Below are 22,843 nucleotides of genomic sequence, written 5' to 3'. Positions count from 1 at the left end.
GGTTCTACAGGCCCGAGCGGGACGTGTCAGCGGAGGACGAGCGGCTGCGGTCGCGCGTTTCCGAGGCGGGGTCAGCGCTTCGACTTGCCTCGGGTGGCGCCGCCGCGCCCACGCAGAGTCACACCGGACTCGCTCAGGATGCGGTGGATGAAGCCGTATGACCTGCCGGTTGAAGCGGCCAGCGCCCGGATGCTCTCACCCGCGCTGTAGCGCTTCTTCAGATCGGCGGCCAGTTTTTCACGGTCGGCCCCGGTCACCCGGGTGCCCTTCTTGAGAGTCTCGGCCACGAGTACCTCCTGTAGTGCCAGACTTCCGCAGCGTTACTCACGCCATGATCAGTCATTTCTGCGAGATCGGCTACCTACTCCATGGGAAAAGATCCGTACCCGCTCAAATTAAGATCAGGCAAGTGCCACAAGATCGGAAAATTCCTCGCTCCAAGCGTCTTCAACTCCGTCTGGTAGCAAGATCACCCTATCGGGTCGGAGAGCCTCTACAGCCCCCTCATCATGCGTAACAAGGACAATCGCCCCAGAATAGGATCTTAGTGCAGAAAGAACCTGCTCCCTGCTGGCGGGGTCGAGGTTGTTCGTAGGCTCGTCGAGCAGCAGGACGTTGGCCGAGGAGAGCACCAGCGTGGCCAGGGCCAGCCGCGTCTTCTCCCCGCCGGAGAGCACCCCCGCGGGCTTGTCCACGTCGTCCCCGGTGAACAGGAACGAGCCGAGGACCTTGCGCAGGTCGGAGTCCGCGAGTTCCCCGCCCGCCGAGCGCATGTTCTCCAGCACGCTCCTGCCCGGGTCGATCGTCTCGTGTTCCTGGGCGTAGTAGCCCAGTTTGAGCCCGTGGCCGGGCTTGACCTCGCCGGTGTCCGGCTCCTCGAGACCGCCCAGGATGCGCAGCAGGGTGGTCTTGCCCGCGCCGTTCAGCCCCAGGATGACGACCCTGCTGCCCCTGTCGACGGCCGCGGCGACGTCGGTGAAGACCTCAAGCGAGCCGTAGGACTTCGACAGGCCCTCCGCGCTGATCGGCGTACGGCCGCAGGGAGCGGGTTCGGGGAAGCGCAGCTTGGCGACCCTGTCACTGCGCCGCTCGGCCTCCAGTCCGGACAGCAGCCGCTCGGCGCGACGCTGCATGTCCTGCGCGGCCTTGGCCTTCGTCGCCTTCGCCCGCATCTTGTCGGCCTGCGACATCAGCGCCGAGGCCTGCTTCTCCGCGTTGGCCCGCTCGCGCCTCCTGCGCTTCTCGTCGGTCTCCCGCTGGGTCAGATAGGCCTTCCAGCCGACGTTGTAGGTGTCGATCACCGCACGGTTGGCGTCCAGGTGCAGGACCCGGTTTACCGTCGCTTCAAGAAGCCCGACGTCGTGGCTGATAATGATCAAACCACCTTGATGCGATCGCAAAAAATCACGAAGCCACCCGATTGAGTCTGCATCGAGGTGGTTTGTCGGCTCGTCAAGGAGGAGAGTCTCCGCTCCGGAGAACAGGATGCGGGCCAGCTCGACCCGCCTGCGCTGCCCTCCGGACAGCGTCTCCAGCGGCTGTCCGAGCACTCTGCCGGGCAATCCCAGGCTGGAGGCGATCGAGGCCGCCTCCGACTCGGCGGAGTAGCCCCCCAGGACGTGCAGCCGGTCCTCAAGGCGCCCGTAGGCGCGCACCGCGCGGTCCCTCGTGCGCCGGTCCTCCGAGGCCATGCCCTGCTCGGCCTCGCGCAGCTCGCGCAGGACCTCGTCGAGACCCCGCGCCGACAGGATCCGGTCGCGGGCCAGCACCTGCAGGTCACCGGTGCGCGGATCCTGTGGCAGGTAGCCGACGGAGCCCGAGGTCGAGACCGTGCCCGCCGCGGGAAGTCCCTCGCCGGCCAGCACCCTGGTCAGGGTGGTCTTGCCCGCGCCGTTTCGGCCCACCAGACCGATCTTGTCGCCGGGGCCGACCCGGAACGAGGCCCCCTCGATGAGCAGCCGGGCCCCGGCGCGGAGTTCGATGTCAGAAGCTACGATCATGGTTGGAGAACACTCCCAGAATGGACGTACACGGGCTCACCTCACTGGCCGAACCCGCCGCCGCCCTGTGTCTCCCGGCTCCGGCCCGGCTGTCTCGCCTCATCGGGGGCGGCGTCAATCGGAAGTGCGCATACCGATCAGTGTACGGCGCACCCGAGCAGCCCTGGTCTCCCCGAAGCCGCCGGTCCGGCGGCCTCGACCGGCCCCGGCGATCCCCTTCCGGATCGTTCAGCCGGGATCGGTGACCCTTATCCTGACGGCGCGGAACTCCGCCGGGGTCCCCGCGAGCACCACGAGCCGGGGGTCGGGCACCGTCAGGAACGGCCCCGTCTCCAGTGCGAAGACCGGCGCGAGCCTGCGGTCGGCCCGCAGCGCGTCGACCGCGCGCCTGTCGCCACCGAGGATCACCGCCTCCAGCTCCGCCACATGCGGCCCGAGGACGCGCAGCGCCACCTCGGCCGCCGCCTCGTGCGCCTGGCCCACCTGCTTCTCCCTGCGCCTGGCGAACCTCTGCTGGGACCACCCGCCCGCCGCGCTGCGGCCGTGGACCTGCCGCGACCCCACCTTGGAGGACAACAGCTCGTCGCCCTGGAAGATGCCCGCCGCGTGGCCGCCGAGCCGTACCAGCAGGACGCCGACCCGGCGCTCGACGCGCGCGTGGGTGATGAGGCGCGCCAGCGGGCCGCCGCCCGAGGGGGTCAGCGGCGGGAACGGTACCTGGCACTCCGCCGCGGCGCCGTCCGCTCCCAGCAGCCGCACGACCTGCTCCCCGGCCGTCACCGAGGGCGGCCCGTGCCGCTCGACGAAGCCGTCGATCCAGCGGCCGAGACGAGCCGGGCCGACGCTGACCCAGCGGCCGCCCCCCTTCGCCGGTCGTGACGTCATATGACGGGACACTACCGGCTCCTCTCCGGGCGAACCGCCTTCAACGAACGGCGAAATATCGGTGAACATCATTGAACGTCGCTTATGCGGTTGCTGACGATGGTCCATTCTCTGTACGTGTCGAGCAGAACACATCTCCTCCCGCCGGGCACCGCTACGGCCGCCACAGCGGCCACAGCGGGGCCCACATCGGCGTCCGCCATGGACGCCACCCCGATCGTCGACCTCGACACCGGAGGCGTCATCGCCCTCCAGGCGCGTGGCGACGGTCACGGCAACCTCTCCTCCGCCGTCCGCACGGTCCTGCAGATCTCCAGGAGTGAGGCGCTGCTCCCCCTGGTGCTTCCGATCCCCTCCTCCGCGGTGATCGGCGGATCGGCCGCGCTGGCCCCGCTCCACGAGGCCCTGCGCACCGCGGGCCGCAGGCCGCGCGAGGTCATCCTGATGGTCAGGGGGGACTTCGCGCAGGTCGAACGCCAGTCCCTGATCACCGGGCTCGACGGGCTGCGCGCCATCGGCTACCTGATCGCGGTCGGCGACCTGGGCACCGCCCACATCCCGCTGGACCTGCTCACCGACGCGGCGCCGTACCTCGCCGTGCTCTCCCCCGACCTGGTCGCCAAGATGCCCCGTGACCCGCGTCGCGCGGCCCTGACCGAGTCACTGGCCACGTTCGCCCGCGGGATCGGCGCCCATGTTCTGGCCCCCGGCGTGTCCGAGGAGGCCCAGTTGACCGCGCTGCGTTCCTGGGGGGTACGGCTGGCGCAGGGCCCGCTGCTGGTGCCCGGCCCTTCGGGAAGGGTCCACGTGCCCATCGCGGCCCCGCGGCAGGAGCCGTCACAGGCGCTGCTGGGCCCCCGCGTCCAGGAGTTCCTGCTGCCCGCCATGACCCTGCCCGTCGAGGCGACCGCGGAGGACGTCGTCGAGGCCTTCGGCACCGACCCGTCCATCACCAGCGTGATCCTGGTGGACGAGTACCAGCGGCCGAAGGGCAGTCTCGACCGCAGCCGGTTCCTGCTGTCCATCGCCAGCCGCTTCGGCCACGCCCTGTACGGCAAGAAGCCCGCCCTGCGCCTGGCGGACTCGCCTCGCAACGCCCCGAAGTCCACCCCTGTCATCGCCGCCATGCAGGTTGCCGGACGCGACGCGGAGCGCGTCTACGACGATCTGGTCGTCGTGGACGAGTTCGGCCGATGCATGGGCATCGTCCGGGTGGCCGACCTGATCCGCCAGGTCGCCGCACAGCGCTGACACCTTTACATCGTAGATCATCAGGCGAGGGCCTCGGCCCATCGAGCGGTGTCGGTGATCTGGACCAGCCCGGCGATCAGGCCGTCCCTGAGGCGCAGGTCATGGGCGAAGGCCGCCTCGTGTGCCCTGCCGGTCGCACGGGCGGCCCCCCGGTAGTACCCGAACACCACGGCCCTCTCCGACTCCGGCCAGACCTGTTCCTCGGCGTAGGGCACGCTGTCCAGGTGCGAGAAGACCACCGCCCAGCAGTCACGGAGCATCGCCTCGGGGCCGACGTGCGTGCCGCCGACCCCCAACGGCATGCCCGCGCTCACGGTGCCCACGAACTCCGGATGGAGCGCACCCAGGATCGCCTCGGGGTCGCGGGCGGCGAACCCCTGATACAGACGGTCGACCGCGTTCACCTGAACCTCCAATAGTTCTAGAGAGCACTATCTAGAATAGCAGTCTAGAGACCCCGCGGACGAGAAAGGACAGGGAAGCGGACTCCAGACACTCGCCGCGAGCCCAAAATAGGGATATTGATCCACAAAAGGGATTTAAGACGACATAACCAAGAGCCATCTAGAGAAACCGCCAAGCGGCTATGCCACTTAAATCACCGTATGCTACTACTTAGGGCAACCTAACTTGACGACCATCGGAGAGCGACCATGGCAGAGGGCAGACCGGCGCGTAAGACCATCCGTGGCCAGGTGAAACGGGTTGAGTGGATCACCCCGCACATGATCCGGGTGGTGCTCGGCGGCGACGGACTCGCGGGGTTCGGCGCGGGCGCGTTCACCGACCACTACGTCAAACTCCTGTTCCCCCCACACGGGGTAACCTATTCCGCACCGTTCGATCTGGAGCGGATTCAGGGCGAACTGCCCCGCGAGCAGTGGCCGACCACCCGGACCTACACCGTGCGCTCGTGGGACCCCGAGGCCCTCGAACTGGCCATCGACTTCGTCCACCACGGCGACAGCGGCCTGGCCGGCCCCTGGGCGGCGGCCGTACAGCCCGGCGAGGAGATCCACTTCTTCGGTCCCGGCGGCGCCTACGCCCCCGACCCCGAGGCGGACTGGCACCTGTTCGTCGGTGACGAGAGCGCGCTGCCCGCCATCGCGGCCTCCCTGGAGCGGCTCCCCTCCGGCGTCCTGGCCCACGTGTTCGTCGAGGTCGCGGGCCCGCAGGAGGAGCAGCGGCTGGACTCCCCCGGCGACACGAAGATCGTCTGGTTCCACCGGGGCGACGCTCCGGTCGGCGAGACGCTGGTCACCGCGGTGCGCGAGCTGGACTTCCCCGAGGGGACCCCGCACGCCTTCGTCCACGGCGAGGCCGGCTTCGTCAGGACGCTCCGCCGTCACCTGCGGGCCGAGCGCGGCATCCCGCTGTCACGGCTGTCCATCTCCGGCTACTGGCGCGTCGGCCGCGACGACGAGACCTGGCGCGCCGTCAAGCAGGACTGGAACCGGCAGATCGAGGAAGAGGAGGCCGCGGCCCTGCCGTCCTGACGTGGGCGGGCCGATCAGAGCCACCCCTGCGCCTGGGCGCGCCGTACCGCCTCGACGCGGTTGCGGGCCCGGGCCCTCTGGACGGCCGAGGACAGGTGGTCGCGGACCGTCCCCTCTGACAGGTGCAGGCCCAGGGCGATGTCACCGATGGTCGAGCCGTCGGCCGCCGTGGCCAGGACGTCGCCACGGCCTGCTCCGGGGAACGGCCGAAGAGCTCGATCCTGCCGCCGATCGGACGGATCAGACCGAGCGGCCCGTTGACGGAGGCCGACCCACCCGCTCCGTTCGGGCCGAGGAGCGCGGCGGTCCCGCCCGTCTCCACGGTGAGGTTCAGGCCGTCACGGCGAGCACGTTCCCGTAGGACCCGCTCACACCGGTGAAGGCGATGGCGTTCATGGGCGCAACGCCAGGAGCGGGCCCGCCGACGGCGTCAGTGCCGGTGATCCGGCGTTGACGGTGACATTGTCGGAAGGCCCGCCCCTCGGACGAGGACGAGAAGAACCGGTTCAGACCCGGCAGGCGAAGATAGCGGTGACCAGGATGGCCTTGGCGCCGATCTCCCAGAGCTGGTCCATCACCTGCTGGTGCCCCTTGCGCGGCACCATGGCGCGGACCGCGACCCAGCCCTCCCGGTGCAGCGGGGAGACCGTGGGCCCCTCCATGCCCGGGGTCAGGGCGATGGCCTCCTCGATGCGCTCGACCCTGATGTCGTAGTCCATCATCACGTAGTCGCGCGCCATCAGCACGCCCTGCAGCCTGCGGACGAGCTGCTGCACCCCGGGGCTCTCCCCGGCGCCGATCCGCTTGATCAGCACGGCCTCCGAGGTGGCGATCGGCTCACCGAAGACCTCAAGGCCGATGTTGCGCAGTGTGGTGCCGGTCTCGACGACGTCGGCGACCGCGTCGGCGACCCCCAGCCGGATCGCCGTCTCGACCGCGCCGTCCAGCTTGATCACCCGGGCGTCCACTCCCTGTTCGGCCAGGTAGGCGCCGAGCAGACCGGAGTAGGAGGTCGCGACGCGCTTGCCCTTGAGGTCCATGACCGTGGCGAAGGCGCCCGGGTTGGCCGCGAAGCGGAAGGTCGAGGCGCCGAAGCCGAGCGGCATGATCTCCTCGACCTGCGCGCCCGAGTCGTGGAGCATGTCACGGCCCGTGATGCCGGCGTCGAGGGTTCCCTCGCCGACGTAGACGGCGATGTCCTTCGGACGCAGGAAGAACAGCTCACAGGAGTTCTCCGGGTCGACGACCACGAGTTCCTTGCTGTCCTTACGGGGACGGTATCCGGCTTCCTTGAGGATGGTCTGGGCGGCCTCGTTGAGGGCGCCCTTGTTGGGAACGGCGAGACGGAGCATGGTGGTGGCTTTCCTTGACGGATCTGCGGTCATGGGAACGTGAGCCGGGCGCACCGGCTCACAGATGCCTGTAGACCTCGTCCAGCCCGATCCCCTTGGCGAGCATGAGGACCTGCACGTGGTAGAGCAGCTGGGAGATCTCCTCAGCGGCCCGCTCGTTCGACTCGTGTTCGGCGGCCATCCAGCTCTCCGCGGCCTCCTCGACGACCTTCTTGCCGATGGCATGGACCCCGGCGTCCAGCGCGGCCACGGTGCCCGACCCCTCGGGGCGGGTCCGCGCCTTGTCTGACAGCTCGGCGTACAGCTCTTCGAAGGTCTTCATGGTCTCTCTCGGCGTCGTGGGATGTCGTTGCCAAGCCTAACGGCCCCGGGGACCACCACGGATGGGCGTCCACGCTCTGGACACGGCCACACCCCCTCCCACCCGGGCATATCGCCATGAAACGCCGGACGGGGCCGGTACGGCATGTGCCGTACCGGCCCCGTCGGGGTGTCGTGGAAAGGTGCGGGACGCTCAGCGCCCGTGGTAGCCGCCGCGCCTGCCACGGCTCTCGGGACGGCCGCCCGAACGGAACTCCCCACCCCGGAACTCGCCGTTACCGCCACCGCTGCGGAACTCACCGCCACCGCTGCGGAAGCCGCCCTGGCGGTCACCGCGGAACGGCTGCTCCCTGCGCTCGCCACCGCGGTAACCCTCACGGTCGCCGGAGGGGCGCTGCTCGGAGGACCTGAAGGGACGCTCCCCGCGGAAGGGGGGACGGTCACCGCGGAACGGCTCCCTGCGCTCGCCACCGCGGTAGCCGCCGCCGGTGCCGGTGCCGGTGCCGCGGCCCTCGGAACGACGCTCGGGACGCTCGGAGCGGAAGTCGGAGTGCTCGGGACGCTCGGAGCGGAAAGGACGCTCGCCGCGCCCGCCTTCGCCCGCGGAACGCTCGCGCGGCTGGTAGCCCTCGCCGCCGTGACCGGGACGGTCACGGAAACGGCGCGGACCGCGTCCGCCACCGAAGCCGCCGCGCCGCTCGCGCTGCTTGGCGACCGGAGCCGCGGGCTCCCAGACCGGGATCGACTCGCCGCTGGGCTGGCGAGCCCCCGCGACCTCCTCAAGGCGGGGGTGCCCCGGGGTGGCCTTGAGCCGGAAGGGCTTGATGCCCGCGCGGCGGGTCATCGCGTCGGTCGAGCGGCGCTCGTTGGGGAGCACCAGCGTCATGACGGTGCCCTTCTCCCCCGCGCGCGCCGTACGGCCACCGCGGTGCAGGTAGCTCTTGTGGTCCTGCGGCGGGTCCACGTGCAGCACCAGGCTGATGTTGTCGACGTGGATGCCCCGGGCCGCGACGTCGGTGCAGACCAGGACGTTGATCTCGCCTTCCTTGAACTCGGCGAGGATGCGGGTCCGCTGGTTCTGGCGCTTGCCCCCGTGCAGGCCTCCGGCCTTGACGCCGACCTGGGCGAGCTGCTTGCACAGGCGGTCGACCCCGTGCTGGGTACGCACGAAGATGATGGTGCGGCCCTCACGGTTGGCGATCTCGGCGGTCACCGGGAACTTGTCGTCGCGGTGGACCTCGAGCACGTGGTGCTCCATGGTCTCGACCGAGGAGGCGGGCGGAGCCATCGAGTGGGTGATCGGGTTGGTGAGGAAGCGCCGCACCAGCTTGTCCACGTCACCGTCGAGGGTGGCGGAGAACAGCAGACGCTGGCTGTCGGGGGGCGTCTGCTGCAGGATGGCGCTGACGACCGGGAAGAAGCCCAGGTCGCACATGTGGTCGGCCTCGTCCAGGATGGTCACCTGGACCTCGTCCAGGGTGCACTCACCCTGCTGGATCAGGTCGGTGAGGCGTCCGGGGGTCGCGACGACGACCTCGACGCCGCGGCGCAGCGCCTCGATCTGACGGCCCATGGACATGCCGCCGACGACGGTCTTCATCCGCAGCGACAGGCCGCGGCCCAGCGGCTCAAGCGCGTCGGTGACCTGCATGGCCAGCTCGCGGGTCGGCACCAGGACGACCGCCAGCGGCCGGCCGGGACGGGCCTTGCCTCCGGCGATGCGGGCCATCATGGGCAGGCCGAAGGCCAGCGTCTTGCCCGAGCCGGTCTGGCCGCGCCCGAGGACGTCGTTGCCCGCGAGAATGTCGGGGATGGTGGCCCGCTGGATGGGGAAGGGGCTGTCGATGCCCTGACGGGAGAGCCCGTTCACCAGCGGCTTGGGCAGGCCGAGGAGCGTGAACTCGGACACCTCGGAGGGAGTCGCGGAGACCTCGGCGACCTCGGTGATTTCGGGCAGGGCAGCGTCAAGCATGGTCACGAAGATTCGTGCCTTTCGATAGAAGGACGGGGGCACGTCACTTCTGCGAAAGGACGAGCCTGGAACGCGTGGCCTGAGGCCACGCTCGATCTACGCCCACTGTGAGGGCGGTGGTGCGGCGCAAGTCGAGGCGCACCGCACGAGACGGGTGAATATTACCCGCACGCAGTCAAACCACGATCAAGCATACCCGGCGTTCGCAGTGCCGGGTCCGGCCGGGGCGTACGGCACGGGCCGACGCTTGTCCGTTACGAAGTCAACGCTCCGCCGCCGGGCCTTTCTTCCCGGCCCGGGCATTCTCTCACACATTCCGGTACGGCCCGCACCCGTTTTTCCGGGTGCGGGCCGTACCGGAACGCCGATCAGACGTTGAAACCGAGCATGCGCAGCTGCTCGCGCCCCTCGTCGGTGATCTTGTCGGGACCCCACGGCGGGAGCCAGACCCAGTTGATCTTCACGTCGGAGACCATGCCGTCCAGGGCGGAGTGCGCCTGGTCCTCGATGACGTCGGTCAGCGGGCAGGCCGCGCTGGTCAGCGTCATGTCGATGGTGGCGATCGGCGGTCCGCCGGCCTCGGTCTCGTCCAGGTTGATCCCGTAGATCAGGCCGAGATCGACGACGTTGATGCCGAGCTCGGGGTCGACCACGTCCTTGAGGGCCTCCATGACCTCGTCAAGGGTGGTCTCCCCGTCGTACGCCGAGGTCGGCGTCTCAACAGGCTTGCTCATTCGCTACTCCTCACGACCGCGTCCTTGTAGGCCATCCAGGCGAGGAGCGCGCACTTGACCCGCGCGGGGAACTTGGCCACCCCGGCGAAGGCGACAGCGTCGCCGAGGACGTCCTCGTCTGCCTCGACCTGACCCCTGCTCTGCATGAGCCGGGTGAACTCCTCCACGACGGCGAGGCTTTCCTCGACCGTCGATCCGGTGGCCAGCTCGTACAGCACCGAGGCCGCCGCCTGGCTGATCGAACACCCCTGGCCGTCGTAGGACACGTCCTCGACCTTGCCGCCGTCGCCCAGTTTCACGCGCATGGTGATCTCGTCGCCGCACGTCGGGTTCACATGGTGGACCTCGGTGTCGTACGGGTCTCGAAGTCCCCGCCCCTGGGGATGCTTGTAGTGCTCCAGGATCAGCTCCTGGTACATGGACTCGGCGATCATCTGGGCTGCTCCGGCATGGCTAGGCGAACACCTTCCGCACGTGGTGGAGGCCGCGGACCAGGGCGTCGATCTCGGCCGGGGTGTTGTAAAGATAGAAGGAGGCCCGCGTCGTCGCGGGGATCCCGAACCTCAGGTGCAGCGGACGGGCGCAGTGGTGCCCGACCCGCACGGCCACCCCGAAGTTGTCATCGAGGATCTGCCCGACGTCGTGCGGGTGAATCCCCTCAAGGGTGAAGGAGACGACCCCGCCGCGCTCGTCGAGGTTCCCCGGGCCGATCACCCTCAGCCCCTCGACCTCCTTCAGGGCCTCGAGCGCGTAGCCGGTGAGCTCGCGCTCATGCCGGGCCACGGCGTCCATCCCGATCGCCGTCAGGTAGTCGAGCGCCGCGCCCAGGCCGATGGCCTCGACGATGGGCGGGGTGCCCGCCTCGAACTTGTGCGGCGCGGGGGCATAGGTCGAGTGGTCCATCCAGACCGCCTCGATCATCTCCCCGCCGCCCAGGAACGGCGGCATGGCGTCGAGCAGCTCACCGCGCGCCCACAGCACGCCGATGCCCGAGGGGCCGACGGCCTTGTGCCCGGTGAAGGCCAGGAAGTCGACGCCGAGTTCGGTGACGTCCACCGGCCGGTGGGGCACCGACTGGGAGGCGTCGAGCATCGTCAGCGCGCCGACCTCACGGGCCCTGGCGACCACCCGGTCGACCGGGTTGACCGTGCCGAGCACGTTGGACTGGTGCGCGATGGAGACGATCCTGGTGCGCTCGTTGACGAGCTCGTCCAGGTTGGACAGGTCGAGACGGCCCTCGTCGGTGACGGAGAACCACCGCAGCGTGACACCGGTGCGCCGCGCGAGCAGCTGCCAGGGCACGATGTTGGAGTGGTGCTCCATCTCGGAGATGACGACCTCGTCGCCGGGGCCGATCCGGAACCTGGGGTCGTCGCCGGCGGGGTTGCCGAAGGCGTAGGCGACCAGGTTGAGCGCCTCGGAGGCGTTCTTGGTGAAGACGATCTCGTCACGGCTCGGCGCGCCGACGAAGGCGGCGACCTTGTCGCGGGCTCCCTCGTAGGCCTCGGTCGACTCGGCGCCGAGCACGTGCATGGCACGGCCGACGTTGGCGTAGTGCGTGGCCAGGTGCTCGCGCATGGTCTCGATGACCTGCGTCGGCTTCTGCGAGGAGTTGGCCGAGTCGAGGTAGACCAGCGGCCTGCCGCCGGGCAGCTCGCGGGAGAGGGCGGGGAAGTCCTTCCTCACCCTCTCCACGTCGAATCCGGTTTCCATCAGGCGGAGGCCTTCACGTAGGCCTCGTACCCCTCGGCCTCCAGCTTCTCGGCCAGCTCGGGACCGCCCTGCTCGACGATGCGGCCGCCCGCGAAGACGTGGACGAAGTCCGGCTTCACGTAGCGCAGGATGCGGGTGTAGTGGGTGATGAGCAGCACGCCGGTCTCACCGGAGGAGCGGAAGCGGTTGATGCCCTCGGAGACCACCCGCAGCGCGTCGACGTCGAGCCCGGAGTCGGTCTCGTCGAGGACGGCGATCTTCGGCTTGAGCAGTTCGAGCTGGAGGATCTCGTGGCGCTTCTTCTCGCCGCCGGAGAAGCCCTCGTTCAGGTTGCGCTGGGCGAAGGCGGCGTCGATGGACAGCGCGTCCATCCCGGCCTTGAGGTCCTTGGCGAACTCGCGGAGCTTGGGGGCCTCGCCGCGCACGGAGGTGACCGCCGAGCGCAGGAAGTTGGAGACGCTGACGCCGGGGACCTCGACGGGGTACTGCATGGCCAGGAACAGGCCCGCGCGGGCGCGCTCGTCGACCGTCATGTCCAGCAGGTCGGCGCCGTCGAGCAGGACCTGCCCGCCGGTGACGGTGTACTTCGGGTGACCGGCGATCGCGTAGGCGAGCGTGGACTTGCCCGAACCGTTGGGGCCCATGATGGCGTGGGTCTCGCCCGCCCGCACGGTGAGGTTGACCCCGCGCAGGATCTCCTTGTCCTCGACCGCGACCTGCAGGTCACGGATCTCAAGGGTGGAACCCTGGTGGACTCGGCTCGAATCAGACACTGTTACGACTCCTTCGAGAGCGAGACGAGAACGTCATCGCCGTCGATCTTCACTTGGTATACGGGGACGGGCTTTGAGGCGGGCGGGCCGGTGGGCTTGCCTGAGCGCAGGTCGAAGCACGAGCCGTGCAGCCAGCATTCGAGCGTGCCGTCGTAGACCTCGCCCTCGCTGAGCTTCACCTCCGCGTGGGAGCACACGTCGTGCAGGGCGTAGACCTCGGCTCCCCTGCGGACCAGGGCGACCGGTGTCTCCCCGACCTCGATGCCGATCACCCCGTCGTCGGGGATGTCGGTGATCTTGCAGACCTTCTCGAACGTCACTTCTCCAGCTCCGCCTCGACCTTGGCGAACACCCGCCGGCGCAGCTCGTCGAGCTCGATCTTCTCCAGGAGCTGCGCGAAGAAGCCCCTGATCACCAGGCGGCGGGCCTCTTCGAACGGGATGCCGCGGGCCTGGAGGTAGAAGATGTGCTCGTCGTCGAGACGCCCTGAGGCGCTGGCGTGACCGGCCCCCGCGACCTCTCCGGTGAGGATCTCCAGGTTCGGCACCGAGTCGGCGCGGGCGCCGTCGGTGAGCAGGAGGTTGCGGTTGAGCTCGTAGGTGTCGGTGCCCTCCGCCTCGACCCGGATGATCACGTCGCCGATCCAGACGGCGTGCGCGTCCTCACCCTGCAGCGCGCCCTTGTAGACGACGTTGCTCCTGCAGTTGGGCTTGGAGTGGTCGACCAGCAGGCGGTGTTCGAGGTGCTGGCCCGCGTCCACGAAGTACAGGCCGGTCAGTTCGGCGTCGCCGCCGGGCCCCTCGTAGGAGACCGAGGGCGAAAGCCGTACCAGGTCGCCGCCGAGGGTGACCACGAAGCTGCGGAAGGTCGCGTCCTTGGCGAGCAGGGCGTGGTGGTGCGCGACGTGGACGGCGTCGTCGTCCCACTCCTGCAGGCTGACGACCTTGAGCGTGGCGCCCTCCCCGACGACGAACTCGACGTTGTCGGCGTAGACCGCGCTGCCCTGGTGCTCGATGACGACGACGGCCTCGGCCATCGGCTCCAGCCTGACCAGGGTGTGGCCGTAGGCCGGGCCGTCGCCCGAGCCGGTCACGGTGACGACGGTCGGGGCGGAGGCGACCGCCTCGCGCGGCACGGTGATGACGGTCGCCTTCTCGAAGGCGGCGTAGGCCTGGGCGCTGACCCGGTCGGCGGGCACGTAGGCCCTGCCGAGCCGCTCGTCGTCACGGCCCACGGTCTCGACCGTGACCTCGGGTGCCGCCTCGATCCGGACCACGACTCCGCCGGAGGCGGCGGCACCGGTGTGCAGGCCCTTCAGGCGAGACAGCGGGGTGAAGCGCCACTCCTCCTCGCGGCCCGTCGGGACCGGGAAGTCCGCGACGTCGTAGGAGGCCTTTTCGTGGAGGGTCGACAGGGGTTTGGTTTCGAGACCCATCAGCCGACGGCTCCTTCCATCTGCAGCTCGATCAGGCGGTTCAGCTCAAGGGCGTACTCCATGGGGAGCTCGCGCGCGATCGGCTCGACGAAGCCGCGCACGATCATCGCCATGGCCTCGTCCTCGTCCAGACCGCGGCTCATGAGGTAGAAGAGCTGGTCGTCGGAGACCTTGGAGACCGTGGCCTCGTGTCCCATGGAGACGTCGTCCTCGCGCACGTCCACATAGGGGTAGGTGTCGGAGCGGCTGATCTGGTCGACCAGCAGCGCGTCGCACTTGACCGTGCTGGCGCTGCCGTGCGCGCCCTCCTCGATCTGCACCAGGCCGCGGTAGGAGGTACGGCCGCCACCCCTGGCGACGGACTTGGAGATCACCGTCGAGCTGGTGTTGGGAGCCAGGTGCACCATCTTGGCCCCGGCGTCCTGGTGCTGGCCCTCACCGGCGAAGGCGACGCTCAGCGTCTCGCCCTTGGCGTGCTCGCCCATGAGGTAGACGGCGGGGTACTTCATCGTGACCTTGGAGCCGATGTTGCCGTCGATCCACTCCATGGTCGCGCCCTCGTAGGCGACGGCGCGCTTGGTGACCAGGTTGTAGACGTTGTTCGACCAGTTCTGGATGGTCGTGTAACGGCAGCGGGCGCCCTTCTTCACGATGATCTCCACGACCGCGCTGTGCAGCGAGTCGGAGGAGTAGATCGGCGCGGTACAGCCTTCCACGTAGTGGACGTAGGAGTTCTCGTCCACGACGATCAGGGTCCGCTCGAACTGGCCCATGTTCTCGGTGTTGATCCGGAAGTAGGCCTGCAGCGGGATCTCGACGTTGACGTTCGGCGGCACGTAGATGAAGCTGCCGCCGCTCCACACGGCCGTGTTCAGCGAGGCGAACTTGTTGTCGCCCACCGGGATCACGGTGCCGAAGTACTCCTTGAAGATCTCCTCGTGCTCCTTGAGGGCGGTGTCGGTGTCGACGAAGATGACACCCTTCTCCTCAAGGTCCTCACGGATCTTGTGATAGACGACCTCGGACTCGTACTGGGCGGCGACGCCGGCGATCAGGCGCTGCTTCTCCGCCTCGGGGATGCCGAGCTTGTCGTAGGTGTTCTTGATGTCCTCCGGAAGCTCCTCCCAGGAGGAGGCCTGCTTCTCGGTCGAACGCACGAAGTACTTGATGTTGTCGAAGTCGATTCCGCTGAGGTCGGAGCCCCAGTTGGGCATGGGCTTCCTGTCGAACAGCCGCAGGCCCTTCAGACGGAGGTCCAGCATCCACTCCGGCTCGCTCTTGAGCGCGGAGATGTTGCGGACGACCTCCTCGGACAGCCCACGGCGGGCCGCGGCCCCCGCGGTATCGGAGTCGGCCCAGCCGAACTTGTAATTCCCGAGGCCTTCCAGCTCCGGGCGGTCGGTGACAGTCACCTTCCGGTCTCCTTGCTCGTTTCGTCGATCACTTCATGGGTTGCCGGGGCGGTGCCCCGCGGGTCCGTCGCCGCGCCTGCCACGCGGCCGTCCCGGGCCCTGCCGTCCCCCCGGTGGGGACTCACGTGGGTGGTGCACACCCCGTCGCCGTGGGCGATGGTCGCCAGCCTCTGCACCGGGGTGCCGAGGATCTGCGCGAACGCCTCCGTCTCCGCCTCGCAGAGCTGAGGGAACTCGGCGGCGACGTGCGCCACCGGGCAGTGGTGCTGACACAGCTGCTCGCCGCCGAGGCTCGCCTTGCTCGCCGAGGCGGCGTAGCCGTCCGCGGACAGGGCCTCGGCCAGGAAGCGCACCCGCTGGTCGGCGGGGACGTCGCGCAGCTCGTGTCGCAGGCGCCGGACCAGGCCCGCCACCTGTGACCTGGCGAACTCGGCGACGGCGCCCTCGCCCGCCCGCTCGGCCAGGAAGCGCAGCGCGTTTCCCGCGAGCCCGTCGTAGGCGTGCTCGAAGGCGCTGCGGCCCGCGTCGGTTATGGCGAACAGTTTCGCCGGCCGTCCTCGCCCGCGCTGGCCCCGGGGGCGCGCCGTACGGGGTTCGATCATCCCGTCGGCGAGCAGCGCGTCCAGATGGCGGCGGACGGCGGCGGGGGTGAGCCCGAGCCGTTCGCCGAGGGCGGGGGCGGTGATCGGTCCGCGTTCCAGGATGAGCCGGGCGACACGCGCACGCGTGCTGCGCTCGGCGGACACGCCGGAGAGCCGCGCGGGGGCGGCCTCTTCCGTGCCCGACATCTTGGTCACGTATTTCACAACATCAGTGTGCCGTAATTGCTTCCCCGCTTACAAACCGTCGTCCGGCTTGCGAAGAATGCGATTTATCACGCAGGTAAGGCTTACCTAAGCTGCGGAAACGTCATCCTGTGGCTTGCCCGGTCCCGCGCCCACAGCGGGCGTCGGCGAGGAGGCATGGGGCGGCGCCCACCGTCCCGGCCCTCTCGAACGCCCGGGACTCCCAACCCGGGCCGGGACCTCCCCATTCCCTGTCACGAAAAGTCTCGGCAAAGAAGTTTTTGCCCGGCCGAACCTCTCCGCGGGACCCGGCTCTGTGACGCCGTGGCGGCGCCGCCGTACGGCACCGTCACGCGTCGGCGCGCCATGCGTCCGGCGTCCTTGACACCCGATCGAGGACGGCCCGGACGACCGTCCCCCGGCGGGCGGGAGGGCGTGTCACTTCGTGTGACGTACGAGGTCACGGGTCCGGGGCTTCGGCGCGGCCCTCCCCGGTCCTCTGACCGGGCGTGGCCGTGACGCCCCCGCGGGCACCGCCGTGCTCCCCGTCTCAGGTCCGCCAGCGTGACCGCCCCGGTGAGTCCCTAAACTCGTGCCCATGGAATCCCCAGCCGTCGAGATCAGCGATCTGGTCAAGAGATACGGCCGCGCGACCGCGATCGACGGTCTCACGCTGAGCGCGGACCGTGGCGCGGTGACCGCGATCCTCGGCCCGAACGGCGCGGGCAAGACCTCGACCATCGAGATCTGCGAGGGGTTCCGCAAGGCCGACGGCGGCACGGTCCGGGTGCTCGGGCTCGACCCGTCCAGGCCGGAGCTGCGCGCCAGGGTCGGGGTGATGCCGCAGGCCGGAGGGGTGCCCCCGGCGGCGCGCTGCGGTGAGTGGCTGCGCCTGATGTCCCGTTTCCACGCCCGTCCGCTGGACCCCCCGGCGCTGCTGGAGCGGCTCGGCCTGTCCGAACACGTCCGCACGCCGTACCGCAGGATGTCGGGCGGCCAGCAGCAGCGCGTCTCGCTGGCCGCGGCCGTGATCGGCCGCCCCGAGCTGGTCTTCCTCGACGAACCGACCGCGGGCCTCGACCCGCAGGCGCGGCACGCCTGCTGGGAACTGGTCGGCGACCTGCGCGCCGCCGGGGTCTCCGTGGTGCTCACCACCCACCACATGGACGAGGCGGAGAGGCTCTCCGACCGGGTCGTGATCATCGACCGCGGCCGGGTCGTGGCCGACGGCACCCCCGCCTCGCTCACCGGTGCCGAACGGCAGCTGCGCTTCCGCGCCCGACCCGGCCTCGCCCTGGACGAGCTGCTCACCGCGCTGCCCGCGGGCAGCGCGGCCAAGGAGTCGCCCTCCGGGCACTACATCATCGAGGGGCAGGTCGTGCCCGAGCTGCTGGCGACCGTGACGACCTGGTGCGCCGCGGAGGGGGTCACCGCGGACGATCTGAGCATCGAGCGCCGCACCCTGGAGGACGTCTTTCTCGAACTGACGGGACGTGAGCTGCGGTGACCCCTCCCGAGCACGGCCCGTGTCGGACCCGCAGGAGAACGCAGTGACCACCCTGGACCTCACCCCCGCCCCCGGCGCCGCGCCGCTGAGCCGGATGGTGCTCGCGCAGACCGGGGCGGAGATCAGAGCCACGCTCCGCAACGGGGAGCAGCTCCTGCTGACGCTGGTCATCCCGGTGCTGCTGCTCGTCGGCTTCTCCGCCGCCCCGCTGGTGAACGTCGGCGGCGGCTCCCGGGTCGACTTCGTCACCCCCGGGGTGCTCGCGCTGGCGGTGATGTCGACGGCCTTCACCGGGCAGGCCATCGCGACCGGCTTCGAGCGCAGGTACGGCGTGCTGAAGCGGCTGGGTGCCACCCCGCTGTCGCGGACCGGCCTGATGCTGGCCAAGACGCTCTCCGTCGTCGCCGTCGAGGCCCTCCAGATCACGGTCCTGTGCCTGGTGGCCCTCGCCCTCGGCTGGCGCCCGACGGGCTCCCCGTTCGCCGCGCTGCTGCTGCTCCTGCTGGGCACCGCGGCCTTCAGCGGGCTCGGGCTGCTGATGGCGGGCACGCTGCGCGCCGAGGCGACGCTCGCCGGGGCCAACCTGGTCTATCTGGTCCTGCTCGGCTGCGGCGGGGTCGTCTTCCCGCTGTCGGTCTTCCCCGACTCGGTCGAGCCCGTGCTGCGGCTGCTGCCGATCAGCGCGCTGACCGGCGGGCTCCGCTCGGTCCTCACCTCGGGCACCGGGCTGCCGCTGGGAGCGGTGCTCGTCCTGGCCGTGTGGGCCGCGCTGACCCTCGGTCTCGCATCCCGGACATTCCGCTGGGAGTGACCCACCGGATAGGTAAGGTGTGAACGCCTATGTGGTTCGTGACACGAGGAGTTCCATGACCGCCGAAGCCCTGCAGGGGCCCGCCGAGCCGTACAAGTCCGGCATGCCCAGGCCGGGGATGTTGCTGCGGTCCGCCTCCGACTCCATCCCGCCGTCCGGGCTGGTGCTGCTGGCGATCCTGTCCGTCCAGGTGGGAGCCGGGTTCGCCAAGAACCTGTTCGCCCAGCTCCCGCCGAGCGCGGTGGTCTTCCTGCGGATCGCGACGGGCGCGCTGATCATCGGCCTGGTCGCGCGGCCCAGGCTGCGGGGGCTCAGCCGCTCCGACCTCGGGGTCGGGATCGGCTTCGGCGTGACACTGGGCGTGATGAACCTGTCGTTCTACCAGGCTCTCGCCGAACTGCCCATGGGCATCGCGGTCGCGATCGAGTTCCTCGGCCCGCTCGGGGTCGCGGTGGCCGCCTCGCGCCGCCGTCTCGACCTGCTGTGGGTCGTCCTCGCGGGCTCCGGCGTGGCGCTGCTGGCGCCGTGGGGGGCCTCCGGCTCGCGCATCGGCTGGGCGGGCATCGGGTTCGCCCTGATCGCGGCGGTCTGCTGGGCGGGCTACATCCTGCTGGCCGCCGCCGCGGGACGTCGTTTCCCCGGCGCGACCGGACTGTCCTTCGCGATGATCGTCTCGGTTCTGCTGGCCGCCCCCGCGGGGATCGCGGCAGGGGGCGCCGACCTGCTGCGTCCCGAGATACTGCTGATCGGGCTCGGGGTCGGCCTGCTGTCCTCGGTGATCCCGTACTCGATCGAGATGGAGGCGTTGCGCAGGATGCCGAAGCGGGTCTTCGGCATCCTGATGAGCCTGGAGCCCGCCGTCGCCGCGCTGGTCGGGCTGCTGGTGCTCGGTGAGGTGCTCCAGGCGCGCGAGTGGGCGGCCATCGGCTGCGTGGTCATCGCCAGTGTCGGCGCCACCCGGACCTCCAGGGGCACGCCGGGCTGAGCCGTCCTACTCGGGCCCGGGTTTGGCCCAGATGCCCCTGACGTGCCGGATGTGCTCGTCCATCAGCCGTTCCGAGCCCTGGCTGTCGCCGGCCGCGAGCAGGTCCAGGAGCTGGAGGTGCTCGCGGGCGGAACCGACCAGCGCGCCCCGGGCCGACAGGGCGGACAGACCGTAGAGGCGGGCGCGTTTACGCAGGTCGCGCACCACGTCCACGAGGTGGGCGTTGCCCGCGAGCGCCAGCAGGTCCACGTGGAAACGGACGTCGGCGTCCACGTAGGCGAGCAGGTCACCGCGCTCGGCCGCGTCGACGATCTCCTGGGCCACGGGCCGCAGCGCCTCGAAACTCTCGGCCAGGCCCGCGCCGGCCAGCCTCGCGACCGTGGGCACCTCGATGAGCTTGCGGATCTCGGTGATCTCGTCCAGATCGCGTTCCGACAACTCGGTGACCCGGAAGCCCTTGTTGCGCACCGCCTCGACCAGGCCCTCCTTGGCCAGGTCGAGCATCGCCTCTCGCACCGGGGTCGCGGAGACCCCGAACTGGGCGGCCAGCACCGGCGCCGAGTAGACGACGCCCGGCCGCATCTCACCGGTGATCAGAGCGGCCCGTAACGCGTGGGCGACCTGCTCGCGCAGGCTCTGCCGCTCGCCCACGGCCGGCAGGTCGAGCCGGTCCTGCGCCGAAGGAGCCATTCCCGTGCCTCTCGTCTCGCACTCGTCGACTCTTGCAGGCGGCGGACGCCGTCGAGGCCTCCCCGCTCCGTGCCCACTTTCTCGAACGCCCGGGTCCCGTGCCGTGAGGCACCGGCGACAGGTTCCCGGGTTCCCGGCCGGATGACCGGTGGTGATCATAGCGCTCCACAGAGGGATGGGCCGATCCTCCGCACTCGGTGGACCACTCCGTGGGCTCCGACGGCTTCCGACGTCCGGTGCGCGCCGCCGTACCCGGCGAACGGCTCGGGAGGGGGCGGCCGTGACCACGGTAGGCCGTCGCGGGTCAGCCTACTCCCGTGGAGGGGAATCCCGGGGGCGTACGGCGTGCTCGCCGGGACGCCCCCTGGTTCACAGCAGGAAGCCCTCGGGGAAGGGGTCGCGGGGGTCGAGGAAGTACTGCGCGGTCCCGGTGATCCACGCCCTGCCGGTGATGGCCGGGATCACCGCGGGCAGCCCGGCCACGCTCGTCTCCCCGGTGATCCTGCCGACGAAGCGGGTGCCGATGAACGACTCGTTCACGAAGTCGGCACCGGGGGCGAGCTCACCCCTGGCGTGCAGCTGGGCCAGCCTGGCGCTGGTACCCGTGCCGCACGGCGAGCGGTCGAACCAGCCGGGGTGGATGGCCATCGCGTGCCGCGAGTGGCGGGCGTCCGAACCGGGGGCGGTGAACTGCACGTGGTGGCAGCCCCTGATCGCGGGGTCGAGCGGGTGCGCCGGCTCGTCCTGCTCGTTGATCGCCTCCATGATCGCCAGGCCCGCGTCGAGGATGCGCCGCCCGTGCGAACGCTCGAACGGCAGGCCGACGGACTCGATCGGCAGGATCGCGTAGTGGTTGCCGCCGTAGGCCAGGTCGTAGACGACCTCGCCCAGCCCGTCGACCCGGACCGTACGGTCAAGGCCGACCACGAAGGAGGGCACGTTGGTGATGGTCACCGAGGTCGCCGCGCCGTCCTCGACTCGCACCTCGGCGACGACCAGCCCGGCGGGGGTGTCCAGGCGCACGACCGTCACCGGTTCGGCGACCTCGACCATCCCGGTCTCGACCAGGACGGTCGCCACGCCGATGGTGCCGTGCCCGCACATGGGCAGGCAGCCGGAGACCTCGATGTAGAGGACCCCGAAGTCGGCGTCGGGACGGGTCGGCGGCTGCAGGATCGCCCCGCTCATCGCCGAGTGGCCGCGCGGCTCGTACATGAGCAGGGTTCTGACGTGGTCCATCTCCGCCATGAAGCGCAGGCGGCGCTCGGCCATGGTCGCGCCGGGAACGACGCCGACTCCCCCGGTGATCACGCGGGTCGGCATGCCCTCGGTGTGGGAGTCGACCGCGTGGAAGACCCGTCTTGTCCTCATCGGCCCTCCTTCTCGGTTCCCTCCCCCGTAACCGTAAGGGCCCGCAGGGTCGCCTCGCGCACCGCGGCCTCCTGTTGCGGTGACAGCGGAAGCCTCGGCGGGCGGCACGGCCCGCCCCGCAGCCCGGCCAGGTCCATGGGGTGCGGAGCTGTTCGCTGAAGCGTGAGCGAATGCATGTTTCATTAGGTGGGTGAAGTTTTCCGAGTGGGCGAGGTCGCAGGGCATTCACCCGCAGACCGCTTACCGGTGTTTCAGGGAGGGCAAGATGCCTGTCCCGGCCCGCCGTCTGCCCACCGGCACGATCGTTGTGGACGACCGTCCCACCGCCGGTTCGGGTGGAGCCGCGTTGTACGCGCGGGCGGTTGCCGCCGCGAAAGCCGGCCCCGGCGGGGACGGCTCGTGAAGGTCGTCCAGGCATACCGGTACGCGCTTGATCCCACCCCTGACCAGGTGGTCGCGCTGGCGTCGCACTGCGGTGCGGCACGGTTCGCGTTCAACTGGGGCCTGGGGATGGTCAAAGCCGCCCTGTCGCAGCGGGAGGCGGAGAAGTCCTACGGCATCCCCGGCGGGCGGTTGACCGAGGTGCCGTGGAACCTGTACGCCCTGCGCCGGGCATGGAACGCGGCGAAGAACACGATCGCGCCGTGGTGGGCGGACAACTCCAAGGAGGCCTGCAACACCGGCCTGGATGCTCTGGCGCGGGCGTTGAAGAACTGGTCGGCCGCCGCCAGCGCGGGCTGGACCTGGGCGTCCTGCGGATAAAGCACGCCTCCGGCCAGGCCGTCCGCCAGGTGGGGTTCGTGGTCTCCGAGCGCGTCCGGGGGGACGACGACGTGCTCTGTTCCCTGCCTCGCCTGCGCCGCGGCCAGGGCGATGAGGACGGTGAGCTCCCGGGAGGTCCTGGCGACCACCAGGCCGCCCTTCGGCTCGTACTCGAACCCCCCGTCACCGCCTTCGGCGGCCAGGCCGAGCCAGAGGTCGCGGGAGAGCAGGGCCAGGGCGAGCTCCGGCCCCGGCGTCTTGTCCGAGACGAGGACGTTTCCCTCCCCCGCCCCCGTGGTGCCCGCCGCGACCGACCCCCTGTCGACGACGAGGGTGTCCAGGCCCGCGCGCGCCGCGTAGTAGGCGCAGGCGGCCCCGACGGCTCCCGCGCCGATCACCACGACGTCCGGCATGATCCACCTCGTTCCCGGATCGGCCTACCAGTAACATGTCACATGCTTTTGGAGGGATCAATCGGCCGCCACCCTCCAGTTCAGCCGTTCTCCGCCGCGCGGTCCAGCCGCCCTGCCGCGCCCCGGCCCGAGCCCGTGGGGCAGAAGCGGGACCACCGCCCACGCCACCTAGCAT

At 70.1% G+C, this 22,843-nt stretch carries 24 protein-coding genes and 2 pseudogenes; 6 read left to right on the top strand and 20 right to left on the bottom strand.

What is annotated here, in order from left to right:
- Positions 1 to 71: 71 nt before the first annotated feature.
- From ACFYY8_RS36105 to ACFYY8_RS36095, 3 genes are all read right to left on the bottom strand, one after another.
- Positions 72 to 287, bottom strand: coding sequence for a helix-turn-helix domain-containing protein (locus tag ACFYY8_RS36105; protein WP_030507271.1), 216 nt, complete (start codon positions 285 to 287; stop codon positions 72 to 74).
- Between the two features lie 114 nt (positions 288 to 401).
- Positions 402 to 2,000, bottom strand: coding sequence for an ABC-F family ATP-binding cassette domain-containing protein (locus ACFYY8_RS36100; RefSeq protein WP_390048944.1), 1,599 nt, complete (start codon positions 1,998 to 2,000; stop codon positions 402 to 404).
- Between the two features lie 228 nt (positions 2,001 to 2,228).
- Positions 2,229 to 2,885: an acVLRF1 family peptidyl-tRNA hydrolase gene (locus ACFYY8_RS36095; protein WP_390048942.1), complete on the bottom strand. Its 657-nt coding sequence runs from the start codon at positions 2,883 to 2,885 to the stop codon at positions 2,229 to 2,231.
- A 201-nt stretch (positions 2,886 to 3,086) separates the two neighbouring features.
- Here ACFYY8_RS36095 and ACFYY8_RS36090 point away from each other — a divergent pair, with 201 nt between their 5' ends.
- On the top strand, positions 3,087 to 4,136 hold the full coding sequence (locus ACFYY8_RS36090; RefSeq protein WP_390048940.1) for an EAL domain-containing protein: 1,050 nt from the start codon (positions 3,087 to 3,089) through the stop codon (positions 4,134 to 4,136).
- A gap of 20 nt (positions 4,137 to 4,156) precedes the next feature.
- On the opposite strand, the gene ACFYY8_RS36085 is transcribed toward ACFYY8_RS36090, so the two are convergent.
- A complete protein-coding gene (locus ACFYY8_RS36085; RefSeq protein ID WP_390048938.1) occupies positions 4,157 to 4,540 on the bottom strand; it encodes a nuclear transport factor 2 family protein in 384 nt (127 codons plus the stop codon).
- 249 nt (positions 4,541 to 4,789) lie between these two features.
- Here ACFYY8_RS36085 and ACFYY8_RS36080 point away from each other — a divergent pair, with 249 nt between their 5' ends.
- Positions 4,790 to 5,632: a siderophore-interacting protein gene (locus tag ACFYY8_RS36080; protein ID WP_390048936.1), complete on the top strand. Its 843-nt coding sequence runs from the start codon at positions 4,790 to 4,792 to the stop codon at positions 5,630 to 5,632.
- A 14-nt stretch (positions 5,633 to 5,646) separates the two neighbouring features.
- On the opposite strand, the gene ACFYY8_RS36075 is transcribed toward ACFYY8_RS36080, so the two are convergent.
- The 13 genes and pseudogenes from ACFYY8_RS36075 to ACFYY8_RS36015 form a co-directional block, all read right to left on the bottom strand.
- Positions 5,647 to 5,808, bottom strand: a complete 162-nt coding sequence (locus ACFYY8_RS36075) for a LuxR C-terminal-related transcriptional regulator (RefSeq protein ID WP_390049078.1) — start codon at positions 5,806 to 5,808, stop codon at positions 5,647 to 5,649.
- Between the two features lie 53 nt (positions 5,809 to 5,861).
- Positions 5,862 to 5,954, bottom strand: a pseudogene (locus tag ACFYY8_RS36070) (ABC transporter ATP-binding protein); the annotation flags it as partial.
- A 184-nt stretch (positions 5,955 to 6,138) separates the two neighbouring features.
- A complete protein-coding gene (gene hisG / locus ACFYY8_RS36065) occupies positions 6,139 to 6,984 on the bottom strand; it encodes an ATP phosphoribosyltransferase (RefSeq protein ID WP_390048934.1) in 846 nt (281 codons plus the stop codon).
- A gap of 58 nt (positions 6,985 to 7,042) precedes the next feature.
- Positions 7,043 to 7,306, bottom strand: a complete 264-nt coding sequence (locus ACFYY8_RS36060) for a phosphoribosyl-ATP diphosphatase (RefSeq protein WP_352013165.1) — start codon at positions 7,304 to 7,306, stop codon at positions 7,043 to 7,045.
- A 192-nt stretch (positions 7,307 to 7,498) separates the two neighbouring features.
- Positions 7,499 to 9,277, bottom strand: coding sequence for a DEAD/DEAH box helicase (locus tag ACFYY8_RS36055; RefSeq protein WP_390048932.1), 1,779 nt, complete (start codon positions 9,275 to 9,277; stop codon positions 7,499 to 7,501).
- A gap of 368 nt (positions 9,278 to 9,645) precedes the next feature.
- Positions 9,646 to 10,011, bottom strand: a complete 366-nt coding sequence (locus ACFYY8_RS36050; protein WP_352013167.1) for a metal-sulfur cluster assembly factor — start codon at positions 10,009 to 10,011, stop codon at positions 9,646 to 9,648.
- Positions 10,008 to 10,445, bottom strand: coding sequence for a Fe-S cluster assembly sulfur transfer protein SufU (gene sufU / locus ACFYY8_RS36045; RefSeq protein ID WP_390048929.1), 438 nt, complete (start codon positions 10,443 to 10,445; stop codon positions 10,008 to 10,010). Before sufU ends, ACFYY8_RS36050 begins: the two co-directional genes overlap by 4 nt.
- 19 nt (positions 10,446 to 10,464) lie before the next feature.
- Complete coding sequence (locus ACFYY8_RS36040; protein WP_390048927.1) at positions 10,465 to 11,724, bottom strand: cysteine desulfurase; 1,260 nt, start codon at positions 11,722 to 11,724, stop codon at positions 10,465 to 10,467.
- The gene (gene sufC, locus ACFYY8_RS36035) at positions 11,724 to 12,455 is read right to left on the bottom strand and encodes a Fe-S cluster assembly ATPase SufC (protein ID WP_352013237.1); all 732 of its coding nucleotides are present in this window, start codon (positions 12,453 to 12,455) and stop codon (positions 11,724 to 11,726) included. Before sufC ends, ACFYY8_RS36040 begins: the two co-directional genes overlap by 1 nt.
- A 44-nt stretch (positions 12,456 to 12,499) precedes the next feature.
- A complete protein-coding gene (locus ACFYY8_RS36030) occupies positions 12,500 to 12,817 on the bottom strand; it encodes a non-heme iron oxygenase ferredoxin subunit (RefSeq protein WP_352013170.1) in 318 nt (105 codons plus the stop codon).
- Entirely contained in the window at positions 12,814 to 13,932 is a 1,119-nt protein-coding gene (gene sufD, locus ACFYY8_RS36025) for a Fe-S cluster assembly protein SufD (protein WP_390048925.1), read from the bottom strand. Before sufD ends, ACFYY8_RS36030 begins: the two co-directional genes overlap by 4 nt.
- On the bottom strand, positions 13,932 to 15,344 hold the full coding sequence (gene sufB, locus ACFYY8_RS36020; protein ID WP_352013172.1) for a Fe-S cluster assembly protein SufB: 1,413 nt from the start codon (positions 15,342 to 15,344) through the stop codon (positions 13,932 to 13,934). The genes sufD and sufB overlap by 1 nt, the downstream gene beginning before the upstream one ends.
- Positions 15,341 to 16,132: a helix-turn-helix transcriptional regulator gene (locus ACFYY8_RS36015; protein ID WP_390049074.1), complete on the bottom strand. Its 792-nt coding sequence runs from the start codon at positions 16,130 to 16,132 to the stop codon at positions 15,341 to 15,343. Before ACFYY8_RS36015 ends, sufB begins: the two co-directional genes overlap by 4 nt.
- A 595-nt stretch (positions 16,133 to 16,727) precedes the next feature.
- On the opposite strand from ACFYY8_RS36015, the gene ACFYY8_RS36010 reads away from it, so the two are divergent.
- Genes ACFYY8_RS36010 through ACFYY8_RS36000 form a run of 3 tightly spaced genes read left to right on the top strand, consistent with a single transcriptional unit; the run spans position 16,728 to position 19,432 of the window.
- Complete coding sequence (locus tag ACFYY8_RS36010; RefSeq protein WP_390048923.1) at positions 16,728 to 17,636, top strand: ABC transporter ATP-binding protein; 909 nt, start codon at positions 16,728 to 16,730, stop codon at positions 17,634 to 17,636.
- Between the two features lie 43 nt (positions 17,637 to 17,679).
- Complete coding sequence (locus ACFYY8_RS36005; protein ID WP_390048921.1) at positions 17,680 to 18,447, top strand: ABC transporter permease; 768 nt, start codon at positions 17,680 to 17,682, stop codon at positions 18,445 to 18,447.
- Between the two features lie 55 nt (positions 18,448 to 18,502).
- The gene (locus ACFYY8_RS36000; protein ID WP_390048919.1) at positions 18,503 to 19,432 is read left to right on the top strand and encodes a DMT family transporter; all 930 of its coding nucleotides are present in this window, start codon (positions 18,503 to 18,505) and stop codon (positions 19,430 to 19,432) included.
- 6 nt (positions 19,433 to 19,438) lie between these two features.
- On the opposite strand, the gene ACFYY8_RS35995 is transcribed toward ACFYY8_RS36000, so the two are convergent.
- Positions 19,439 to 20,122, bottom strand: coding sequence for a GntR family transcriptional regulator (locus ACFYY8_RS35995; protein WP_390048917.1), 684 nt, complete (start codon positions 20,120 to 20,122; stop codon positions 19,439 to 19,441).
- A gap of 369 nt (positions 20,123 to 20,491) precedes the next feature.
- On the bottom strand, positions 20,492 to 21,493 hold the full coding sequence (locus tag ACFYY8_RS35990; protein WP_390048915.1) for a proline racemase family protein: 1,002 nt from the start codon (positions 21,491 to 21,493) through the stop codon (positions 20,492 to 20,494).
- Positions 21,494 to 21,679: 186 nt separating this feature from the next.
- Here ACFYY8_RS35990 and ACFYY8_RS35985 point away from each other — a divergent pair.
- Positions 21,680 to 22,018: pseudogene (locus tag ACFYY8_RS35985) on the top strand (helix-turn-helix domain-containing protein); the annotation flags it as partial.
- A gap of 26 nt (positions 22,019 to 22,044) precedes the next feature.
- Here the strand turns inward: ACFYY8_RS35985 and ACFYY8_RS35980 are convergent.
- A complete protein-coding gene (locus ACFYY8_RS35980; protein ID WP_390048913.1) occupies positions 22,045 to 22,668 on the bottom strand; it encodes an FAD-dependent oxidoreductase in 624 nt (207 codons plus the stop codon).
- Positions 22,669 to 22,843 lie beyond the last annotated feature (175 nt).

The organism is Streptosporangium sp. NPDC001559 (assembly GCF_042893955.1).
In the GTDB taxonomy this organism is placed as follows: Bacteria; Actinomycetota; Actinomycetes; order Streptosporangiales; family Streptosporangiaceae; genus Streptosporangium.
Note: the sequence above shows the minus strand (reverse complement) of the source record. Positions and strands in the feature narration are given on the sequence as shown.